General features: G+C 44.9%; 23 protein-coding genes and 1 pseudogene. 18 read left to right on the forward strand and 6 right to left on the reverse strand.

Going from position 1 to position 21,649, the window contains the following annotated elements; all coding sequences use genetic code 11:
* Nucleotides 1-46 precede the first annotated feature (46 nt).
* Nucleotides 47-841, forward strand: coding sequence for a phosphotransferase family protein (locus tag H7F27_RS06175; protein ID WP_095714595.1), 795 nt, complete (start codon nucleotides 47-49; stop codon nucleotides 839-841).
* A 3-nt stretch (nucleotides 842-844) separates the two neighbouring features.
* On the opposite strand, the gene H7F27_RS06180 is transcribed toward H7F27_RS06175, so the two are convergent.
* The gene (locus H7F27_RS06180; protein WP_024122528.1) at nucleotides 845-1,123 is read right to left on the reverse strand and encodes a YtzH-like family protein; all 279 of its coding nucleotides are present in this window, start codon (nucleotides 1,121-1,123) and stop codon (nucleotides 845-847) included.
* A gap of 208 nt (nucleotides 1,124-1,331) precedes the next feature.
* Between H7F27_RS06180 and trmB the strand changes: the two genes are divergently transcribed.
* From trmB to H7F27_RS06195, 3 genes are all read left to right on the forward strand, one after another.
* Complete coding sequence (gene trmB, locus H7F27_RS06185; protein WP_038954257.1) at nucleotides 1,332-1,973, forward strand: tRNA (guanosine(46)-N7)-methyltransferase TrmB; 642 nt, start codon at nucleotides 1,332-1,334, stop codon at nucleotides 1,971-1,973.
* A 70-nt stretch (nucleotides 1,974-2,043) separates the two neighbouring features.
* A complete protein-coding gene (locus H7F27_RS06190) occupies nucleotides 2,044-2,889 on the forward strand; it encodes a YtnP family quorum-quenching lactonase (RefSeq protein WP_185848717.1) in 846 nt (281 codons plus the stop codon).
* Nucleotides 2,890-2,971: 82 nt separating this feature from the next.
* Nucleotides 2,972-4,672 (forward strand): NAD-dependent malic enzyme, encoded by a 1,701-nt coding sequence (locus H7F27_RS06195; protein ID WP_101860111.1) that lies wholly within the window; start codon nucleotides 2,972-2,974, stop codon nucleotides 4,670-4,672.
* Nucleotides 4,673-4,726: 54 nt separating this feature from the next.
* On the opposite strand, the gene H7F27_RS06200 is transcribed toward H7F27_RS06195, so the two are convergent.
* Entirely contained in the window at nucleotides 4,727-5,044 is a 318-nt protein-coding gene (locus tag H7F27_RS06200) for a PepSY domain-containing protein (protein WP_010331516.1), read from the reverse strand.
* Between the two features lie 157 nt (nucleotides 5,045-5,201).
* Here H7F27_RS06200 and H7F27_RS06205 point away from each other — a divergent pair, with 157 nt between their 5' ends.
* The gene (locus H7F27_RS06205) at nucleotides 5,202-6,275 is read left to right on the forward strand and encodes a M42 family metallopeptidase (protein ID WP_101860112.1); all 1,074 of its coding nucleotides are present in this window, start codon (nucleotides 5,202-5,204) and stop codon (nucleotides 6,273-6,275) included.
* 57 nt (nucleotides 6,276-6,332) lie between these two features.
* Here H7F27_RS06205 and H7F27_RS06210 read toward each other — a convergent pair whose 3' ends face one another.
* Nucleotides 6,333-6,779, reverse strand: a complete 447-nt coding sequence (locus H7F27_RS06210; protein ID WP_024122523.1) for a YtoQ family protein — start codon at nucleotides 6,777-6,779, stop codon at nucleotides 6,333-6,335.
* 77 nt (nucleotides 6,780-6,856) lie between these two features.
* Here H7F27_RS06210 and H7F27_RS06215 point away from each other — a divergent pair, with 77 nt between their 5' ends.
* The 13 genes from H7F27_RS06215 (at nucleotide 6,857) to motS (ending at nucleotide 19,020) form a co-directional block, all read left to right on the forward strand.
* A complete protein-coding gene (locus H7F27_RS06215; RefSeq protein WP_125825412.1) occupies nucleotides 6,857-6,973 on the forward strand; it encodes a hypothetical protein in 117 nt (38 codons plus the stop codon).
* A gap of 39 nt (nucleotides 6,974-7,012) precedes the next feature.
* Nucleotides 7,013-7,336 (forward strand): thioredoxin family protein, encoded by a 324-nt coding sequence (locus H7F27_RS06220; RefSeq protein ID WP_010331513.1) that lies wholly within the window; start codon nucleotides 7,013-7,015, stop codon nucleotides 7,334-7,336.
* Nucleotides 7,337-7,351: 15 nt separating this feature from the next.
* On the forward strand, nucleotides 7,352-8,161 hold the full coding sequence (locus H7F27_RS06225) for a DUF1444 domain-containing protein (protein ID WP_024122522.1): 810 nt from the start codon (nucleotides 7,352-7,354) through the stop codon (nucleotides 8,159-8,161).
* 16 nt (nucleotides 8,162-8,177) lie between these two features.
* Complete coding sequence (gene ytpR, locus H7F27_RS06230) at nucleotides 8,178-8,783, forward strand: YtpR family tRNA-binding protein (protein WP_095714531.1); 606 nt, start codon at nucleotides 8,178-8,180, stop codon at nucleotides 8,781-8,783.
* Nucleotides 8,784-8,943: 160 nt separating this feature from the next.
* A complete protein-coding gene (locus tag H7F27_RS06235; protein ID WP_101860113.1) occupies nucleotides 8,944-11,853 on the forward strand; it encodes a DNA translocase FtsK in 2,910 nt (969 codons plus the stop codon).
* 246 nt (nucleotides 11,854-12,099) lie between these two features.
* Complete coding sequence (gene murC, locus H7F27_RS06240; protein ID WP_024122519.1) at nucleotides 12,100-13,398, forward strand: UDP-N-acetylmuramate--L-alanine ligase; 1,299 nt, start codon at nucleotides 12,100-12,102, stop codon at nucleotides 13,396-13,398.
* A 162-nt stretch (nucleotides 13,399-13,560) separates the two neighbouring features.
* Nucleotides 13,561-13,980, forward strand: coding sequence for a DUF948 domain-containing protein (locus tag H7F27_RS06245; RefSeq protein ID WP_024122518.1), 420 nt, complete (start codon nucleotides 13,561-13,563; stop codon nucleotides 13,978-13,980).
* A gap of 30 nt (nucleotides 13,981-14,010) precedes the next feature.
* Nucleotides 14,011-14,466, forward strand: a complete 456-nt coding sequence (locus H7F27_RS06250; RefSeq protein WP_024122517.1) for a YtxH domain-containing protein — start codon at nucleotides 14,011-14,013, stop codon at nucleotides 14,464-14,466.
* A gap of 24 nt (nucleotides 14,467-14,490) precedes the next feature.
* On the forward strand, nucleotides 14,491-14,817 hold the full coding sequence (gene ytxJ / locus H7F27_RS06255; protein ID WP_024122516.1) for a bacillithiol system redox-active protein YtxJ: 327 nt from the start codon (nucleotides 14,491-14,493) through the stop codon (nucleotides 14,815-14,817).
* 234 nt (nucleotides 14,818-15,051) lie between these two features.
* Complete coding sequence (locus H7F27_RS06260) at nucleotides 15,052-16,128, forward strand: bifunctional 3-deoxy-7-phosphoheptulonate synthase/chorismate mutase (RefSeq protein ID WP_024122514.1); 1,077 nt, start codon at nucleotides 15,052-15,054, stop codon at nucleotides 16,126-16,128.
* Between the two features lie 281 nt (nucleotides 16,129-16,409).
* Entirely contained in the window at nucleotides 16,410-17,414 is a 1,005-nt protein-coding gene (ccpA, locus tag H7F27_RS06265) for a catabolite control protein A (RefSeq protein WP_024122513.1), read from the forward strand.
* A gap of 69 nt (nucleotides 17,415-17,483) precedes the next feature.
* A complete protein-coding gene (gene motP / locus H7F27_RS06270; protein WP_024122512.1) occupies nucleotides 17,484-18,302 on the forward strand; it encodes a flagellar motor protein MotP in 819 nt (272 codons plus the stop codon).
* A complete protein-coding gene (gene motS / locus H7F27_RS06275; RefSeq protein ID WP_024122511.1) occupies nucleotides 18,292-19,020 on the forward strand; it encodes a flagellar motor protein MotS in 729 nt (242 codons plus the stop codon). The genes motP and motS overlap by 11 nt, the downstream gene beginning before the upstream one ends.
* An 11-nt stretch (nucleotides 19,021-19,031) precedes the next feature.
* Here the strand turns inward: motS and H7F27_RS06280 are convergent, their stop codons facing one another.
* From H7F27_RS06280 to acuA, 3 genes and pseudogenes are all read right to left on the reverse strand, one after another.
* Complete coding sequence (locus tag H7F27_RS06280) at nucleotides 19,032-20,198, reverse strand: acetoin utilization protein AcuC (RefSeq protein WP_024122510.1); 1,167 nt, start codon at nucleotides 20,196-20,198, stop codon at nucleotides 19,032-19,034.
* A pseudogene (locus tag H7F27_RS06285) lies at nucleotides 20,195-20,840 on the reverse strand (acetoin utilization AcuB family protein). Before H7F27_RS06285 ends, H7F27_RS06280 begins: the two are co-directional and overlap by 4 nt.
* 26 nt (nucleotides 20,841-20,866) lie before the next feature.
* A complete protein-coding gene (gene acuA, locus H7F27_RS06290; protein WP_069487059.1) occupies nucleotides 20,867-21,499 on the reverse strand; it encodes an acetoin utilization protein acetyltransferase AcuA in 633 nt (210 codons plus the stop codon).
* Nucleotides 21,500-21,649: the final 150 nt, after the last annotated feature.

Genomic DNA, 21,649 nt, shown 5'->3' on the forward strand with positions numbered 1-21,649 from the left:
GCCTTTATTCTAAAATATTTTAAGAAATGATGGGTTGAACATTGATATGAACTGGTTGGGACAATTACTAGGTAGCGATTGGGAGATCTTCCCCGCCGGAGGAGCTACAGGAGATGCATATTATGCGAAACATAACGGGCAGCAGCTTTTTTTAAAACGTAATAGCTCACCTTTTTTAGCTGTTTTATCCGCCGAAGGCATTGTTCCTAAGCTGGTTTGGACAAAACGGATGGAGAATGGGGACGTCATAACGGCCCAGCACTGGATGACCGGCAGAGAGCTGAAGCCGAAAGACATGAACGGACGGTCCGTTGCTGAATTGCTTCGTAAAATACACACATCAAAAGCCTTGCTGGACATGCTGAAGAGACTTGGAAAGGAACCGCTGAATCCAGGGACTCTGCTGTCTCAGCTTAAACAGGCTGTATTTGCTGTGCAGCAATCTTCGCCGCTGATTCAAGAAGGGATTAAGTATTTAGAAGATCATCTGCATGAAGTGCATTTCGGTGAGAAAGTCGTTTGCCATTGTGATGTCAATCATAATAACTGGTTATTGTCTGAAGACAACCAGCTGTATTTAATTGACTGGGACGGCGCCATGATTGCTGATCCGGCGATGGATCTGGGGCCATTGCTGTACCACTACGTCGAAAAGCCAGCTTGGGAGAGCTGGCTGGGCATGTACGGTATTGAGTTAACGGACGGCCTTCGGTTAAGAATGGCATGGTATGTGCTATCTGAAACAATCACTTTCATTGCCTGGCATAAATCCAAAGGAAACGATAAAGAATTCCATGATGCAATGGAAGAACTGCATATGCTGATGAAGCGAATTGTTTAATAATCAGGAATACGAATCCATTTCCTCTACCCATTGAGACAAGCTGCTCTGATGCTCTTGTATGTGTGAGTCGATAGATTTGGATGATATTCCTGATTGGCTGTATCGGTACACATCTTCCAGCACGTTTTTTAAGTGTGAATCGAGCTCGGTGTTTGCCATCAGCGATTTAATCACACGTTCAAGCTGTTCGTACTCTGCGACGGTTCCGCAGCAGTCTAATTGATGGTCAGTCAAAATGTCCTTCAATAGATCAACTTGATTCTCGTAATTTAAACCCATAAAACGGTACACATCCCTTCAGTATCTTACGGGTTAAATTGTTCAAAACAGTATGGTTTTATGCATGAGACACGAGTGTTCCGACAGATGGGAACCTCTTTTTTTATGTGATCTGCTCTAAAAAGGCACACCTTCAAAAACAAGCTTGCGGGTCTTTTTAATTCATGGTATGTTGTTAGTCGAAATAATAGATAGAGGTGTCAATCATATGAGAATGCGCCACAAGCCTTGGGCTGATGACTTTTTGGCTGAAAACGCAGATATTGCCATCAGCAATCCTGCTGATTATAAAGGAAAATGGAATACAGTGTTTGGCAACAGCAATCCGATCCATATCGAGGTCGGTACAGGAAAAGGGCAATTTATTTCCGGGATGGCCAAACAAAATCCTGACATTAATTATATTGGTATTGAGTTATTTAAAAGCGTAATTGTGACAGCTGTCCAGAAAGTAAAGGATAGCGAAGTGCCGAATGTAAAGCTTTTGAATATAGACGCGGACACGCTGACAGACGTGTTTGAGCCGGGTGAAGTTAAACGGGTGTACTTGAACTTTTCAGATCCTTGGCCGAAAAACCGCCACGAAAAACGCCGTCTGACGTATTCCCATTTTCTCAAGAAATATGAAGAAGTGATGGGGAAAGGCGGAGCAATTCATTTTAAAACAGACAACCGCGGCCTGTTTGAGTACTCGCTGAAAAGCTTCTCGGAATACGGTCTGCTGCTGACATATGTCAGTCTTGATCTGCATAACAGCGATATGGAAGATAACATCATGACAGAATATGAAGAAAAATTCTCAGCACTCGGCCAGCCGATCTATCGGGCTGAAGTTGAATGGAGAGCGTAAAACAGACTCTGACACAGGAGTCTGTTTTTTTTATGCGCTGTTTGCTACGATGATGACAGGGGGGATGAAAATGGAAACGATGAAAATTGGAAACACGACGTTAACTTGGCTTGACGGAGGGGTGACTCACATGGACGGAGGAGCCATGTTCGGCGTTGTTCCAAAGCCGTTATGGTCAAAAAAATACCCAGTCAATGAAAAAAACCAGATTGAACTAAGGACAGATCCAATTCTTATTCAAAAGGACGGGCAAAACGTGATTGTTGATGCCGGTATCGGGTCCGGCAAGCTGACTGAAAAACAAAAAAGAAACTACGGTGTGACCCAAGAATCCAATGTGAAAACATCATTAGCAGCGCTTGGGTTAACAGTTGAAGATATCCACGTGATCGCCATGACACACCTTCATTTTGACCATGCGTGCGGATTGACGGAATACGAAGGAGATAAACTGGTGCCAGTTTTTCCAAATGCCGTTATTTATACTTCATCTGTTGAATGGAATGAAATGCGCCATCCGAATATCAGATCGAAAAATACCTACTGGAAAGAAAACTGGGAGGCGGTTGCCGGCCAAGTGAAGACCTTTGAAGACACTTGCACGATAACAGAGGGGGTTACACTGCATCATACCGGGGGCCACAGTGACGGCCACTGTGTTCTTGTATGTGAGGATGCGGGTGAAACCGCGGTACATATGGCGGATTTGATGCCGACACACGCCCACCGCAATCCATTATGGGTGCTGGCTTATGATGATTATCCGATGACCTCTATACCGCAAAAGCAAAAGTGGCAGGCGTATGCAGCGGAAAAAGACGCATGGTTTATTTTTTATCATGATGCCGTATATCGCGCACTAAAATGGGACGGGGACGAAAGAATGACAGAATCACTCAAACGAAAGAAACAATAGCATATTTTCATGTTTACCCTGCATGATTTCCGGCTAATAAAGCAAACCTAGTACTAATTATGCTCAGAAAGGAAGAGGCAGGGTGAAACAATTTGAAGTAACGAACGAAGGAGAAATTCAGACAACATTAAGAGGCCTTGAAGTACTCTCTGTTCCTTTTTTGAACAAAGGAGTAGCTTTTACAACAGAGGAAAGAAAAGCGCTCGGATTGAATGGCTTTTTGCCGCCGAAGGTATTGACCATTGATGAACAGGCAAAAAGAGCGTACGAACAGTTTTCCTCACAGCCTGATGATTTAAGTAAAAACGTTTATTTGACAGCGCTGCACGATCGAAATGAAACGCTGTTTTACCGTTTGTTAAATGACCACTTAGGGGAAATGCTCCCGATTGTATACACGCCGACAGTAGGTACGGCCATTCAGAGATACAGCCATGAATACAGGAAGCCGAGAGGGCTCTATCTGTCCATCGATGACCCGGAAGGCATGAGAGAGGCCTTTAAACAGTTTAAAGACAAAAGTGATGCCATCGATTTAATTGTCGCAACCGATGCTGAAGGGATTTTAGGAATCGGAGACTGGGGAGTCGGCGGTATCGCGATATCAATTGGCAAGCTTGCGGTATACACGGCCGCTGCGGGAATTGATCCGAGCAGAGTGCTGGCTGTCGTTTTGGATGCGGGCACAAATCAAGAGAGCCTCTTGAACGACCCGCTTTATGTCGGCAACCAGCATTCCAGAGTGCGCGGTGAACGCTATGACCAATTTATTGATGAATATGTCTCACTTGCGAGAGAGACTTTCCCGAATGCATTGCTCCACTGGGAGGACTTCGGAGCGAAAAATGCGCGCAGCATCTTGAAACGCTATAAAGATAAAGTATGTACGTTTAATGATGATATCCAAGGTACAGGCGCTGTATCTCTTGCGGCAGTTTTATCCTGTGCAAAAGCGTCTAAAGTGCCGCTGAGGGATCACAGAGTCGTCATATTCGGAGCGGGGACAGCCGGAATCGGAATTGCTGAACAGCTGCGGGAAGCATTGGTGCGCGAGGGGCTGAGTGAGGAAGAATCATACCAGCGATTCTGGTGCATAGACCGAAACGGGCTGTTAACAGATGATATGGATCAGCTTCTCGATTTCCAAAAGCCTTATGCCCGTTCGGCTGATGAAGTGAAGGATTATCAGCGTAACGGAGAAGGAGGGGGCATTGATCTCCTTGAAGTGGTCCGGCAGGCGAAACCGACGATCCTGATCGGAACATCTACGGTTTCCGGTGCCTTTACTGAAGAAATTGTAAAAGAAATGGCGTCACACGTAAAACGTCCGGCAATTTTGCCGATGTCGAATCCAACAACTCTTTCTGAAGCAAAACCGGAGGATTTAATCCAATGGACAGAAGGCCGTGCGCTGATCACGACAGGAAGCCCGTTCCCGCCAGTGGAATATAACGGCGTGACATATCATATCGGACAGGCCAACAACGCACTAGTCTTCCCAGGGCTTGGGCTTGGAACGATTGTCACCAAATCAAAATTAATCACCGATGGCATGTTTGAAGCATGTGCCCGCGCGATCGCAAGTATGGTCAATGTCGGCATGCCTGGCGCGCCGATGCTTCCGAAGGTGGAGGATTTACGGACTGTATCGGCAACGGTTGCAGTTGAAGTCGCTAAAACCGCCATTAAGGAAGGCGTGGCCACTGAAGAGCCTGAGGATATCATTCAGGCTGTGCAGGACGCGATGTGGTATCCGGTATACAAACCAATTCGCGCGATATAATATAAAAAAGAGCCGCTGCATGGGCAGCGGCTCCTATTTTACGCTTGTCCGGTGTTAAGACGCGATTGTATCGATGACATCTACAATTCTCCCCGTTTTCGCATCCACCATCACTTCATATTGCTCTAGTTCTCCGAAAGCTGACCGTGTAACACCGGTCTTGTACACCTGCACGGTTTCTCCATTCACATTGTAGGGCTCCGGCTGGGTGTAGATCCATGATCCATCAATCGGCCCCCGCTGTTTAAAAGCGGATTTTACGATACGAAGCGCTCTTTCTGAAGAAATATAAGGCTTCATCACATATTGCTTCACAACAACAGCCGTACAAATTCCAAGTCCTGCTCCTAAAAGAAGATGACGCAATTTCAAAATAAAGCACCTCCTGATTGATCATACTTCCATTATACAGAAACCGCCAAATCCTGTTAAGCGATACGCGGCTCATTGAGCAGATTCAATCAGAGTGCTTGGAAAACAGAATTTTTTCTAATAAAATAAAAGAACTACATAGAAATGAGGGGAAAACATGAATCAAGAAACGAAAGCGCTTTTCCAAACACTGACGCAGCTTCCCGGAGCGCCGGGCAATGAGCATCAGGTCCGTGCGTTTATGAAGCAGGAGCTTGCCAAATATGCCGATGATATCGTTCAGGACAGACTGGGAAGTGTTTTCGGAGTCAGAAAAGGCGGAGAGGACGCGCCGAAAATCATGGTGGCTGGACATATGGATGAAGTCGGATTTATGGTGACATCCATTACAGATAACGGATTACTGAGGTTCCAAACGCTCGGCGGCTGGTGGAGTCAGGTGCTGCTGGCACAAAGAGTGGAAATTCAAACAGATAACGGCCCGGTTCCGGGAGTTATTTCAAGCATACCGCCGCATCTGTTAACAGATGCTCAGCGAAACCGTCCGATGGATATCAAAAACATGATGATTGATATCGGAGCGGATGATAAGGAAGACGCTATCAAAATCGGCATTAAACCGGGCCAGCAAATTGTCCCTGTATGCCCGTTTACCATTATGGCGAATGAAAAGAAAATATTATCAAAAGCGTGGGATAACCGTTACGGCTGCGGATTGAGCATTGAATTGCTGAAGGAATTGCAAGGTAAAGAACTGCCGAATACGCTTTACGCTGGCGCAACCGTTCAGGAAGAAGTCGGCTTAAGAGGCGCACAGACAGCGTCTTATATGATCAAACCGGATTTGTTCTTCGCGCTTGACGCCAGTCCGGCAAACGACATGAGCGGCGATAAACAGCAGTTTGGGCAGCTTGGAAAGGGCTTTTTGCTCCGCATTCTTGACAGAACAACAGTCATGCACCGCGGAATGAGAGAATTTGTTCTGGATATGGCTGAAACGCATCAGATTCCATATCAATACTTTGTTTCGGGCGGCGGAACAGATGCAGGCAGAGTGCATATTTCAAACAGCGGCGTTCCGTCAGCAGTTATCGGGATCTGCTCCCGCTACATTCATACAAATGCGTCTATTATCCATATTGATGATTACGCTGCGGCTAAAGAAATGCTGATAAAGCTCGTAACTGCCTGTGACAAGCAGACAGTTGAAGCAATTAAAGAAAATATGTAAAACCTGGAGAAAAAGCTTGTTGAGCAAGGCTGTAAGCCATGTCGACAAGCTTTTTTCTTATTTTGTTTCAAATACATAGGAAAGTGCTTTAATGGCTTGGTTCACCGTTTCAACAGTCATATTCGCTTTGTTTGAAAGCTCTTTTAATGGGTGGTGGAGCGATTCAGGACGAATGATGATCAGGGGTTTGCCTTTTGCGATGGCATAGGAAGCATCCATTGCTGTGTTCCATTGTTTATACTTTTCGCCAAACAAGGCGATTACAAAGTCGGCTTTATTCATCAAGACGGCAGTTCTGAAGTTATTGATATCAGAAGCCTTGTCGTCCTTATAGACTGCGTTTGGCTGAGCGCCCATGATTTCTTCTCCGATATTGTCTGAACGGTCGTGATGCTCCATCGGGCCGACAAACGTAATCGGCAGCTTCAGTGACTTCGTTTTCTCCTTTATTTCCTCCCGCCAATTGCTGTGGATTTCTCCGGCTAAATAGACGATAAACTCCAAACTGGATCCCTCCTTATGTATGACCATTTGTCAATTTTACCCTCATGTAAAAGATGTTAAACGAAACGTGCTTGATAATGCAAATAAAATATGATAATGATAATGGGAAAGCTTATCTTACATATTCATTCGTTGCATATAAGTGGTTTTGCCGCAAGCAGTTTGGTATGATCCAAATGGACGAGTATCGATAAACTAACATGTAAGAACATAAACAACTGGAGGGATATCCGATGAAAAAAATCGAGACAACGCAAGAATTGGAAAAAGCGGTAAAGGATGATTGGGCAGTATTTATGTTTTCTGCCGACTGGTGCCCGGACTGCCGTTTTGTAGAGCCTTTTCTTCCGGAATTGGAAGCAGACTTTCCTGAATTCACTTACTACTATGTAGACCGCGACAAATTTATTGATACATGCGCGGAGTGGGAGATTTACGGCATTCCAAGCTTTGTTGTGTTTAATGAAGGAAAAGAAGTGAATCGTTTTGTGAGCAAAGACCGCAAAACAAAAGAAGAAATTGAACAGTTTTTAACTGACTCTCTCGCAAAAGCGTAAAGGAGGATATCCGGTTTGAAAATGACCTCAAGGAAGCTGTCAGACATATTGAAACAGCGCCTTCAGCACGAGAATCGCTCCTTTTTATTTGACAGAGAAAAAGACACCCTCCGTGTTGAGGATGAAACAACTAAAAAAGGAATTACGCTCGACCTGCCGCCGATTATTGCAAAATGGGAACTGAAAAAAGACGAAGCCATTGACGAGATCGTTTACTATGTATCAGAAGCCATGACAGCTATGGAAGGGAAGTCGCAGGAAATAACTGGGAAGGAAAGCCGCATTTATCCGGTCATCCGCTCAACCTCTTTTCCGGACAAGTCCAGCGAAGAGATTCCGCTTATTTATGACGATCATACCGCAGAAACAAGAATTTACTACGCGCTTGATCTGGGCAAAACCTATCGTTTAATTGATCAGCGCATGCTGGAGAAAGAAAACTGGACAAGGGAGCGGATCAGAGAAACGGCTGCGTTTAACCTCCGCTCTCTGCCGACGGTTGTCAAAGAGGATACTGTTGCCGGCAATCTCTTTTACTTCTTCAGAGCAAACGACGGTTACGACGCCAGCCGGATTCTGAACGAAGCGATTTTAAATGAGTATAAACAAAATGCTAAAGGTGAGCTCGCGATCTCTGTTCCGCATCAGGACGTTCTGATACTTGCTGACATTCGGAATGAATCAGGGTATGATATTTTAGGACAAATGTCGATGAGCTTCTTTGCAGGCGGCACCGTTCCGATTACGGCGCTTTCTTTCCTGTATAATGAAGGAAAGCTGGAGCCGGTGTTTATCTTGGCAAAAAGCCGTCCGAAAAAGGATTAGAAAGGATTTTTTACTTATGAACGCTTTTTATAATAAAGAAGGTGTGGGAGATACACTTCTGATCTCTCTAAAAGACGTAACGCGCGAGCAAGTAGGCTATGAAAAACACGGCGACGTCGTCAAAATTTTCAATAGCGAAACAAATGAAACGACGGGTTTTAACATCTTTAACGCGTCTTCATACTTAACCATTAATGAAAACGGCCCTGTTGCCCTTTCAGAAACATTCGTTCAAGATGTGAATGAAATGCTAAACAGAAACGGCATTGAAGAAACATTAGTCGTTGATTTATCGCCAAAGTTTGTTGTCGGATATGTTGAATCAAAAGAAAAACATCCAAATGCGGATAAATTAAGCGTATGTAAAGTCAACGTAGGAGATGAAACGCTTCAGATCGTTTGCGGCGCGCCTAATGTTGATCAAGGTCAAAAAGTTGTCGTTGCCAAAGTCGGCGCTGTGATGCCGAGCGGACTCGTCATTAAGGATGCTGAGCTTCGGGGCGTACCGTCGAGCGGAATGATCTGCTCCGCAAAAGAGCTTGCATTGCCTGACGCTCCGGCTGAAAAAGGAATCCTTGTATTAGAAGGAGACCATGAGGCTGGAGACGCATTTCAGTTTTAGACTCCCATAAATACGCCGAAAAAATCGAATCATGTAAAAAAAGCCGCTAAGCCCTTGTTTAGCGGCTTTGTTTTGCTGAAAGCTTAATCTTTTCTGGGCCGACAAGCAGTGGTATACTAAAAATCGTCCCAGAAAACTATAAGGGAGTTAGAGATGAATTATGAGTTGGCTTCATAAATTTTTTGATTTATTTTTAGGAGAGAGTGAAGAGGACGCTGAACGGGAGACAAAACCTGCTCAAATTCCGAAACAGCAAGAAACGCATCACTCCGAAGGACAATTAAAACGATTGGAAGATCCTAAAATATATTACGAATATCCTAAAGGCAAGTTCCGTTTTCCGGTTGTGCCTGACGGATACCAAAAAAATGATTTGAGAAGGCGCCGCCCGCCATCGGAGGAACCGCAAGCCGAGCCTCGTTCGAGCGCTGCTCAGCACAGAGACCGCACAAATAATGAAAAAGAGCATTATACATATGAAAAATCAGAGCCGGCCAAGAAACCTTTTAAACCGACAAATATACCTTCGCCTGTATATGGATTTAATCAAAAACCATCTGTGAAAAAGGACGTGCCGAAACAATCTGCGGAAAAAAAAGGTGTGCAAAAAAAGCCGGAACCTGTAGAAGAGAAGGTAACGCTGCTTTCAGAAGAAATCGAACGCGAACGCAGCTATCCAATGCCGGACCGGCCGCCGCAGCAACAGAAGAAGGAGCCTCTCTTTTCATATGACCGATTCGAAGAACAGCCTTCTGGCGTCCTAAAAAGTACGAATGAAACAATGGCAAAGCACTCAGCAGAGGAGCTGTCAGACAAAAAAGTAAACGCTGGAGACGAAATGGCTCCAAAAGCTGCTGAGATGCGGTCAGAAGAAACAGAACAAATGAAGCAGCAGGAAGAATCTTTCTTGCGCGAAGAAAAATCTTGGGAAGAGACTGTGACAGGTGCCGGAATGGAAGCAGAAAAGCTGTCAGGTAACGAAGGATATGCCCGCGAAGAAGCTGTTCCGGAAACTGCTGACACCGTCTCAACTCAAGCAGAACAAACGGAAAACCAAGAGCCTGAAAAGGAAGAGCATTTCTTACCCGATGAGCGATATGGGGAAGAGGCTGTGACAGGTGCTGAAACTGAGGCAGAAGAGCCGTCAGCCAACGAAGGAAACGTTCGTGAAAAAGCTGTTCCAGAAACTGCTGACACCTCAGCCCCAGCAGAAGAAATGGAATTCCATGAGCATGAAAAGCCTTTCTTGCATAATGAACGATACGAGGAAGAGACTGTGGCAGATGCCGGGCAAGAAGCAGAGGAACTGTCAGACAGCCATACAGCTGCTCACGAAGAAATCATTCTGGAAGCTGCCTCAGCTCAAGTGATAGAGGAAATCAGCCAGCCTGAAGCATCCGCGGCCCAGAGAAATGACTATCCAGAACCCGAACGTAGCACAGAAGAGGATACTCCATCCTATTCTGCGGCGGATGAAAACCGGGAGGAAGAAGGTCCTGCGGGTGAAAGACGCACGGCCCCAGCAGAACAGCAGAACAGAACCGAGAAGTCGAGTAACAATCCTGAACGAAGTCCAGCACTTCAGAAGGGACCGTCTGTTCCTTTTAATGTTATGATGCTGAAAAGCGATACGCATAAACAGCAAAAAGCAGGGGAGCGCCGCGGAAGCTATGTGTTCCCAAATGTCTCACTGCTTGATGTGCCGCCAGCACAAGTTCAGGACGATACTGCGTGGATAGAAAACCAGCGTCAGCTGCTTGATTTAACTTTGAAAAACTTTAACGTTCGGGCCAATGTGGTTCATGTAACGCAAGGGCCGTCAGTCACAAGATTTGAAGTACACCCTGAACCGGGTGTAAAGGTGAATAAAATCACCAACCTGTCTGATGACATTAAACTCAGCCTGTCCGCCAGAGATATTCGAATAGAAGCGCCGATTCCGGGGAAAAACACGATCGGAATTGAAGTGCCGAACCGCACGAGCAAGGTGGTTGATTTGCGCCAAATGATTCGCAGCTCTGCTTTCAGGACGAGCACGTCACCGCTTACGGCAGCACTTGGATTGGATATTTCGGGGAATCCTGTTGTCATTGATCTGAAGAAAATGCCGCACGGTCTTATTGCCGGAGCTACAGGATCGGGAAAAAGCGTGTGCATCAATACGATTTTAGTGAGTCTGCTTTATAAAGCTGATCCGAGTGAAGTGAAGGTGCTGCTGATTGATCCGAAAATGGTAGAGCTTGCGCCTTACAACAAAATTCCTCATCTCGTCAGCCCTGTCATTACCGACGCCAAAGCGGCCACTGCTGCTTTAAAATGGGTCGTTGAGGAAATGGAGCGCCGCTATGAACTGTTTGCCCATTCCGGTGTTCGCGATATTGACCGTTTTAATCAATTAACCTCTGATCATCAAACGGGCGAAAAATTGCCGTATTTAGTTGTGGTCATTGACGAGCTTGCGGATTTGATGATGGTAGCTCCAAATGATGTAGAAGAAAGCATTGCCCGGATTGCTCAAAAAGCAAGAGCCTGCGGAATCCATTTGCTTGTCGCGACTCAGCGTCCGTCAGTCGATGTCATTACCGGTCTGATTAAAGCGAATATCCCGACGAGAATTGCGTTTTCTGTCTCCAGCCAGGTTGATTCCCGAACAATCATTGACATGGCAGGTGCGGAAAAACTTCTCGGCAAAGGAGACATGCTCTTTTTGGAGAACGGTTCTGGAAAACCGGTCCGTCTCCAAGGCAACTTTGTATCGGACCGAGAAATTGACCGTGTTGTTTCCCATGTCAGAAACCAGCTGCCGCCAGCTTATTTATTCGAACAGGAAGAATTGGTCAGACAAGGCTCTGCCTTAAAGGAAGAGGATGAGCTGTTTTATGAGGCGTGCGAATTTGTTGTTGAGCAAAACAGTGCAAGCACGTCAAGCCTGCAAAGAAGATTCAGAATCGGATATAATCGGGCTGCAAGGCTGATTGATATGATGGAAGCGGAAGGTATGATCTCTGAGGCGAAAGGAAGCAAGCCTCGAGAGGTGCTGATCACTGCAAGTGATTTAATAAACGAATAATATAGGTTCATTTTCACAGCAAACATGGTATGATAATGGATAGAGCATTTAACAGCTATGCCGCTTTACAGCAAATGGGCATAGAAATCGTGATATTCAGGTTTAATCGGAAAGAAATAACCGGATACTGAACATAACAAAAAATATAAGGATACGCCGTCAGGCGGCTTTTCAGCCGCCGCGGTCGCAAATTGAAATGAACGTCATATACTGGGGAACAGATAGACGTTTGTTGGAGGTACAATTATGACTGTTTATCATTTTGTTGGAATAAAAGGGACGGGTATGAGTCCGCTTGCCCAAATACTTCATGATAATGGATATACTGTCCAAGGATCGGATATCGAAAAATTCATTTTTACACAAACGGCGCTTGAAAAAAGAAACATCACTGTTCTTCCTTTTAGCGCGGATAACATCAAACCCGGCATGACAGTTATCGCTGGAAACGCATTCCCAGACACGCACCCTGAGATTGAAAAAGCGATGTCTGACGGAATTCCGGTGATTCGTTATCATAAGTTTTTAGGTGACTACATGAAAAAATTCACCAGTGTCGCGGTTACTGGTGCGCACGGTAAAACGTCGACTACGGGGCTGCTGGCTCACGTTATCCAAAACGCAAAACCGACGTCTTTCTTAATCGGGGACGGAACAGGCCAAGGAAATGAAAACAGCGAATACTTCGTATTTGAAGCGTGCGAATACCGCCGCCATTTCTTAAGCTATCAGCCTGACTACGCGATTATGACGAATATTGATTTTGATCACCCTGATTACTTCTCAAATATTGACGATGTGTTTGACGCTTTTCAGGAAATGGCTCTTCAAGTTAACAAAGGCATTATTGCCTGCGGTGATGATGAGTATCTGCCGAAAATCCATGCGAACGTGCCTGTCGTTTATTACGGCACAGGAGAAGAAAATGATTTTCAAGCGAGAAACATCGTAAAAAGCACAGAAGGGACAACTTTCGATGTCTTTGTCCGCAATACATTCTATGACACATTTTATATTCCTGCGTATGGCCATCATAATGTATTGAACTCATTGGCGGTCATCGCGTTGTGCCATTATGAAGAAATTGACGCCAGCGTTATTAAACATGGCCTCAAATCATTTGGCGGCGTCAAACGCAGATTCAATGAGAAACAGCTCGGAAACCAAGTGTTAATTGATGATTACGCTCATCATCCGACAGAAATAAAAGTGACGATTGAGGCGGCAAGACAGAAATATCCTGATCGTGAAATCGTTGCGGTATTCCAGCCTCATACATTTACGCGGACACAGCAATTCCTTGATGAATTTGCTGAAAGCCTGAGCGGGGCAGACTGTGTGTATTTATGCGACATCTTCGGGTCAGCCCGGGAAAACGCAGGAAAGCTGACGATCGGCGACCTGCAGGGAAAAATTAATAATGCCAAGCTGATTGCAGAAGATGATACATCTGTTTTAAAAGCTCATGATAAAGCCGTTCTCATCTTTATGGGAGCAGGAGATATCCAAAAATATATGAGAGCCTACGAAAACGTCATGGCATAATAAAAAGCAGTGATTTCACTGCTTTTTATTTATCTGAAGAGAAATCCTCTTAAAGGATTTTTCAAATGTAATGGAGAATAATATGTATACAGCCCAACAGATATGTTTATGATTTTACAAATCGGGTAAACAGCAGTATATCCTGCAGCAAGGAGGTTTAAGATGATTATCATTCTTTATTTAAGCGTTGCACTAATCGCAGTAGCATTTCTCGTCTTAGTGATCTATTTGTCTAAAACACTAAAGTCACTGCAGCTGACATTAAAACATGTTGCATCCACGCTCGAAGGGCTGGAGGGACAAATGAAAGGCATTACCACTGAAACTGCCGAGCTTTTACATAAGACCAACCGCTTGGCTGAAGATATTCAGGAAAAATCAGAAAAGCTGAACACGGTCGTTCATGCTGTTCAAGGGGTGGGAACCTCTGTGCAGCAGTTCAATACATCAATGAAGCAGGCGGCAGGGTCTGTATCGGCATCAGTGAGAGAAAACCAAGATAAAATCAATCAGGTTGTCACCTGGAGCCAAGCAGCAATGGAAATTTGGGAGAAGTGGAAGCGAAAGAAATCAGCTCTTTAAGAGAGAAAAACACTTTGAGGAGGAATAATGATGAGCAAAGATGGAATTAATAGTAAAGATTTTTTAATCGGTACTTTAATCGGAGGAATCATCGGAGCCACCACTGCGCTTTTCCTAGCACCTAAATCTGGGAAAGAACTACGCGACGATCTCGGAAATCAAGCTGTTGCTCTGCGGGATAAAACAGATAAAATGACGGCAGATGCAAAAGAAAAAGGCACACAATATGTCAGCATTGCAAAAGACAAAACATCTAACATCACACAGCTTGTCGCCGATCAGTCAGGACAGATCATGAACAAGGTCAAAGATTTAAGAGACCGTTCAAAATCTGCAAATACCGAGTCATCATCTGCTACGCAAGATATGAAAAATGAAGCAATGCAGGCGGCTGACGAAGCAAAAGATCAAGTCCTCCAAACGAAAGAAGACGTAAAAGACGAGCTGAAAGATGCACAAAAACAGGCCGAGCACATCAACCGCTGAGCCCGGAAGGAGCAGACTTGACTAATGGCAAAACAGCTAATTCAATCTGAGGAAGAGTTTAAGCGTATTGCAGAAAAGGAAGGCACTTTCTTGTTTTTTAAGCACAGCTTAACATGCCCGATCAGCCAAGCCGCATTTCAAGAATTTAATGCCTTTGCAAATCAGCATGAAGAAGTGCCGGCTTACTATCTGCAAGTACAAGAGGCACGGCCCCTGTCAAATTTCATCGCAGAAACATACGGAGTCAAGCACGAAAGCCCTCAAGTTTTCGTGATCCAAAACGGTGAAGTAAAGTGGCATACCTCACATTCACAAATTACAGAAGCGGCGATTGAGCAGCATCTGTCCTAGAAAAAAGCGTCCAGATATGATCTGGCGCTTTTTTTTTGAAAAAAACTATTGATCATTTTCTTCACATCATGTACGATAGCATCATACATTACTTTATCACTTAAAAGCGTTTGGGTAATAAAGTAGACTTTTTTAAAAATTTTGTATTTCAGTATTTCCATTTGGTTTTACTTATAGTAAGATGCATGTTAACTACAAAATAAAAAATGAATGTGCAGGGAAAGGATGAAAAAAATGAGCAACACAGAATTAGAGCTTCTAAGGCAGCAGGCAGACGAATTAAACTTGCAAATTTTAAAATTAATCAATCAGCGCGGAAATGTTGTGAAAGAGATCGGTAAAGCGAAAGAAGCGCAAGGTGTCAATCGCTTTGATCCTGTCAGAGAACGCACAATGTTAAATAAAATCATTGAAAACAATGACGGACCATTCGAAAATTCTACTATCCAGCACATTTTTAAAGAAATCTTTAAAGCAGGTTTAGAGCTTCAGGAGGAAGATCACAGCAAAGCGCTGCTTGTTTCCCGTAAGAAAAAACCTGAAGATACAATCGTTGATATCAAAGGTGAAAAAGTCGGAGACGGCCAGCAAAGATTTATCGTCGGACCATGTGCGGTTGAGAGCTATGAGCAGGTGGCGGAAGTGGCTGCGGCTGCTAAAAAACAAGGGATTAAAATTCTTCGCGGAGGAGCCTTTAAGCCTCGTACGAGCCCATACGATTTCCAAGGCCTCGGTGTAGAAGGACTCCAAATCTTAAAACGTGTAGCGGATGAATTTGATCTGGCTGTTATCAGCGAAATCGTAACTCCGGCTCATATTGAAGAAGCGCTTGACTACATTGATGTAATTCAGATCGGTGCGCGTAATATGCAGAACTTTGAATTGCTGAAAGCTGCAGGTTCCGTGAAAAAGCCTGTCCTTCTGAAACGCGGACTTGCTGCAACGATCTCGGAATTCATCAATGCAGCTGAATACATTATGGCACAAGGCAATGATCAAATTATCCTTTGTGAGCGCGGTATCAGAACATACGAAACAGCAACGAGAAACACGCTCGATATCTCAGCTGTGCCAATTCTGAAACAGGAAACGCATTTGCCGGTCTTTGTTGATGTGACGCATTCAACAGGCCGCCGCGACCTCCTTCTTCCGACAGCTAAAGCCGCTTTGGCGATCGGTGCTGACGGCGTAATGGCAGAGGTTCATCCTGATCCATCAGTCGCACTTTCTGACTCTGCTCAGCAAATGGCGATCCCTGAATTCGAAAAATGGCTGAATGAACTGAAACCAATGGTGAAAGTCAACGCCTAATGGAATGAGATCAATACAAAAGGCCGCATATGCGGCCTTTTTTTGCGCTTTCTCGTTTATTTAATTATAAAACTCAAGTATACGTTTTCATCATCTATAAAAACGTGTATAATTTCATGAGAAGTATTTAAATTTGATGAATAATGAAAAATAATGTAGACTACTGACTTACGCTTACAAATCATAAACGACATAAATTCGGACATTATGACATTTCTCTACATAAAGTGTTTATGCTATAGATAAGGATAAGTGTATCCAGTAAAAGGAGTGGTTTTAGGATGAGCAATATTACGATCTACGACGTAGCGAGAGAAGCTAATGTAAGCATGGCAACCGTTTCCCGTGTCGTGAATGGAAACCCGAATGTAAAACCGACAACGAGAAAAAAAGTCTTGGAAGCCATTGACCGTCTCGGCTACCGTCCAAACGCGGTGGCAAGAGGGCTTGCAAGCAAAAAAACAACAACTGTAGGTGTCATCATTCCTGATATCTCAAGCATTTTCTATTCAGAGCTTGCGCGCGGAATTGAAGATATCGCGACAATGTATAAATATAACATCATTTTGAGCAACTCTGACCAAAACTTGGAGAAAGAGCTGCACTTATTAAACACAATGCTCGGCAAACAGGTCGATGGCATCGTATTTATGGGCGGAAACATTACGGACGAGCATGTAGCGGAATTTAAGCGTTCGCCAGTGCCGATCGTGCTTGCCGCTTCTGTTGAAGAGCAGGGTGAAACACCATCAGTCGCAATTGATTACGAGCAGGCGATTTATGACGCGGTGAAGCTTTTGGTTGATAAGGGGCACACTGATATCGCGTTTGTTTCCGGCCCGATGACAGAACCGATCAACCGCTCAAAGAAACTGCAAGGCTACAAACGGGCGCTTGAAGAGGCGAATCTTCCGTTTAATGAACAATTTGTCGCTGAAGGTGATTACACGTATGATTCCGGACTTGAGGCGCTTCAGCATCTCATGAGCCTGGACAAAAAACCGACAGCGATTCTTTCCGCAACTGATGAAATGGCGCTCGGCATTATTCATGCCGCTCAGGATCAAGGCCTGTCCATTCCTGAGGATCTCGACATTATCGGCTTTGATAATACGAGATTAAGCTTGATGGTTCGGCCGCAGCTTTCAACAGTAGTTCAGCCGACGTATGATATTGGCGCGGTTGCCATGAGACTGCTGACAAAGCTCATGAATAAAGAGCCGGTGGAAGAGCATATTGTCGAATTGCCGCATCGTATAGAGTTAAGACAGTCAACCAAGTCATAAGAAAAACAAGAAAGCAAGCTTCACCTCTAAGGTGGATTCTTGCTTTTTTCGTATGAGTGAGGAGAAATGATGAAACGTTTTGATTATCTTACACCTGTTGGTTTTGTGTTAGGAACGATTATTATTGTGATTGGAATTATTTCCGGATCGGGAGTAAGTGGTTTCCGCTCTTTTCTAGATCTGACTTCTTTCTTTATCGTAACAGGAGGGCTTTGCGCCGCTGTTTTTATCAGTTTTCCGCCGAGAGAGCTGAAAAAAACGCCCACTGTGTTAAAGCAGGCATTTATCCGCCAGGAAGACAATGTAAAAGATCTTGTGAAAACCTTCGTTTCCCTTTCCGATCATGCGCGCAAACATGGGCTTTTATCACTTGATGACCAGGCCAGAGAAATCAGAGATCCATTCTTGAAAAAGGGGCTGCTTCTGGCGGTTGACGGCTGGGATGAAGAAACTATTCGGCTTGTCATGGATTCAGAAATTGCAGCAATGGAGGAACGGCACCGCAAAGGGCGGCGTGTTTTGGAGAAGGCGGGGGAATTTGCTCCGGCGTGGGGCATGATCGGGACACTGGTCGGGCTGGTGCTGATGCTCAAAAACTTAAATGACCCTGATATGCTCGGTCCGAATATGGCTGTTGCACTTTTGACGACCTTATACGGATCATTGCTGGCAAACATGGTATTTAACCCGATTGCGGCTAAGCTCGAAGAAAAAACAGAAAGTGAAATCTTCATCAAACAGGTAATGGTGGAAGGTATCATCGGGATACAATCCGGAAAAAATCCGCGCAATCTGGAAAGCCAGCTCGTCGTTTTCAGTTCTCGGGAAGAATGGCGGAAGCAGCATAATCAAGTAAAGACAAAAAAGGGATCTGTACATGAAGCTTAGAAGAGAGCGCTTTGAACGAAGGAATGGAAACGGGAAAAACAATCAATCATCCTCGGGCTGGATGGTCACCTTTACAGATCTGGTTACGCTGATCCTTGTGTTCTTTATTTTACTTTTTTCGATGTCGCAGATCGATCTGCAGAAATTTAAAGCAGCGGTGAACTCGATCCAAAAGGAAGGCAGCGGACTTCAGCCAGACCAAACAGCCATCGATCAAAAAGACACGCCGTCAGCCGATGCAAAGAAGCAAGAGAATCAGCAGGATCAACTGCTGCAAAAAGTGAATACATACATTCAAGAGCACCAGCTGAAGGCGAAAATGACAGCAAAGCGGGATGAACGCGGTGTCGTGCTCGTTCTTCAGGAAGCGGTGCTGTTTGATTCAGGCGAGGCTAAAGTGTTGGAAAATGCTGAAACGCTTCTTCACCAAATTGCAGTTCTTCTTCAGACTATTCCAAATGATATTCAGGTGGAGGGCCATACAGACAGCCGAAATATTTCAACGTACAGGTATCCGTCCAACTGGGAGCTATCCGCAGCACGGGCAAGCGGAGTGATTCAATATTTCACATCAAAAGAGAAACTCCCGTCGAAGCGATTTATCGCTGTTGGCTATGCGGATACAAAGCCTGTAAAGGATAACAAAACAAATGAACACATGAAGGAAAACAGACGTGTAGAAATCGTCATCAAAAAATCAAAAACGACCTCTTCGTGAAGGTCGTTTTTTTATTTTGTTTTTTCCTGACGCTCTGATCGTATCGCATATAACGCTTTACTGACGGTTTGGGCATTTTTTTCTGTAATTTCTGCCTTGCGTGGAATCGGCGGATATAAATCGGCGGGATCGCTCCAACTGGACGGAAGGGTGACTGGGCATTGCTTTTGCCATTTTGCGATCCATTCAGATGGAATGTCATGTCCCGGATCGATCCCTTTCATTTCAAGCCATACTCGGGCCCAGGCACGGGGCACCACACGCCAAATATCATATCCGCCTCCTCCGACGGCGATCCATCTTCCGCCGCAATATTGATGCGCTAAAGCGTGAGCAAGCCGCGGAATCTGTTCGTAAATGGCAATCGTTGCTGACAAATGCGTCAGCGGATCGTAGTAATGGGCATCAGCTCCATTTTGGCTGATAATCACATCTGGCTGAAAATAAGCGGCGATTTCTGAAGCTGCTGTCTGGTAAGCCTCAATAAATGAATCATCCTCCGTAAAAGCATCAAGCGGGATATTAAAGGAATAACCGTAGCCTTTTCCGCTGCCTTTTTCCTGAATCTGACCGGTTCCGGGGAATAAATATCGTCCCGTTTCATGAATGGACAGGGTGCATACGTTGGGATTATCATAAAACGCAAATTGCACACCGTCTCCGTGATGGGCGTCCGTATCAATATACAGCACCTTGGCTTGATATTTTTTCTGAATATACTGAATCGCTACAGCGCTGTCGTTGTATATGCAAAATCCAGAAGCCCTTCCGCGAAACCCGTGGTGCAGGCCTCCCCCAAGGTTGGCAGCATGCAGTGCTTGTCCAGACATGACATAATCCGCAGCTGTTAAGGTTCCGCCGACTAATAGTGAGGCAGCTTCATGCATGCCTGCAAAGACGGGTGTATCTTCAGTGCCGAGCCCGTAGCTTTCCCCTTCTTCGGGTGGAAGTTTTCCGGCGCCGGCAAGCTGTACTGCCTGAATATAATCGTCCGTATGCACAAGAGCCAGCTCATCTTCCGCTGCAAGCCGGGGACTGACGATATCCCCCTCGTCAAAGGCATCCATCGATTTGAGCAAATCATATGTCAGCAGAACACGCTGCTGATTAAAGGGGTGCTCCTGATGAAACATATAAGTCTGATAAGAGGGAGAATAAATAAACACACTGTCCCTCATAGCTGATCCCTGTGCTCTGACGGCCATACGATGAGATGCCCGTTTTTTTTGCAATCCCTGCAAAAACGGCAGCGGATTCATCGTCTTGACACGGAATACAAGCACTTTTGCGCCGGAATCGTCATGGGGATAGACAAGAACGCTCAGTATTTTTACCTGAAGTCTTTGGCAGAGGCTGCTGATATCGGCGAGGCTTTTTGTGATGTCATTTACTTTTATCTCAACCTGCGATCCGGGCTGGTCAGCGCCTGTCAGCTTCACAAAAGTCCGCAGCAAATCGGTTTTTGTCAGAATGCCGATTAACTTGTGATGCTGCACGACTGGAAGGCAGCCGATGCCATGCTCGTAGAAAACTGCTGATATTTCTTCAACAAAATCAAGCGGATGGGCGCACACGACGTCTTTTTTCATAATGGATTCAACGCTTCGTGTGAGAAAACGGCTGCGTTTGCTTTCTTCAAAAATACTGGGGCTGGCCTGTTTCATATCTCTGTCTGTAATCATCCCAATCACATGGCGGTCTTCATTAATAACAGGCAAATGCCTGATATGAAATTCCTTCAGCTTGTGTATTGCCGTTTCAAGCGTATCCGTTTTCGTTAATGTGATGACATCCTTTTTCATGATTTGCTCAACAATCATTATCTTTTCCCCTTTGTCAGTGTCAGTTAATACATATAACGATGATAAAAACGGAGCCTGTCAAATCGTTCAATTGATTCCTGGCTGACGTTTTTTCCGATGCGCGCCATCAGGCAGTTCGCAGGATGGGAGCTGATCTCTGGCTCATCGGTGGCAAACCAGACCAATCCGCCTGCGTTCATCATTTTCTCCATGATCTTTCTGTACTCCCACACATCCTTTTTCATCCCTTTTAAATCCCAATGCCAGTAATATTCTGTCGTCATCACAATGTAGTTCTCCATTTGTTCGTCCATCATGCTGACGGTCAGAAGTGTTTTTCCGACAGAACATCCCCGGTATTCCGGTGCCACCTCAATGGCTCCGAGCTCAAGCAAATCCTCCATATTTCCTTCTGACCATCTTTCGAGCGGGTCAGGGTATAGATACGTCACATAGCCGACAATGGCCTGGCCGTCTCTGGCAATGATAATGCGTCCCTCAGGAAGGCCGGCGATATCGACTAATGCTTCATGCTGTTCCCGGGGCGGCCGAAATGCGGTCAAATCCTTATGAAACTCATAACCTGCCAAGTCTTCTGGAGAGACAGGCCCTTCTATCAGTAAGGAGCCGGTTGCTGTTTTGATGTTTGCAGAGTGATATGTTTTATGATGTTCCACTGATTCACCGTCCCATCAATTTCTATAAAAAATACATGCCTCCTTTAAGAATAACAAATTATAAAGCGTTTTCAACATGGTTTATATTTTAAAAATTGAGAAGAATATGAATATATACTATAATAAATGTGACAACTTCAGCAAAGGGGG

The sequence above is a fragment of the Bacillus sp. PAMC26543 genome (assembly GCF_014250375.1).
Taxonomy (GTDB): domain Bacteria; phylum Bacillota; class Bacilli; order Bacillales; family Bacillaceae; genus Bacillus; species Bacillus halotolerans.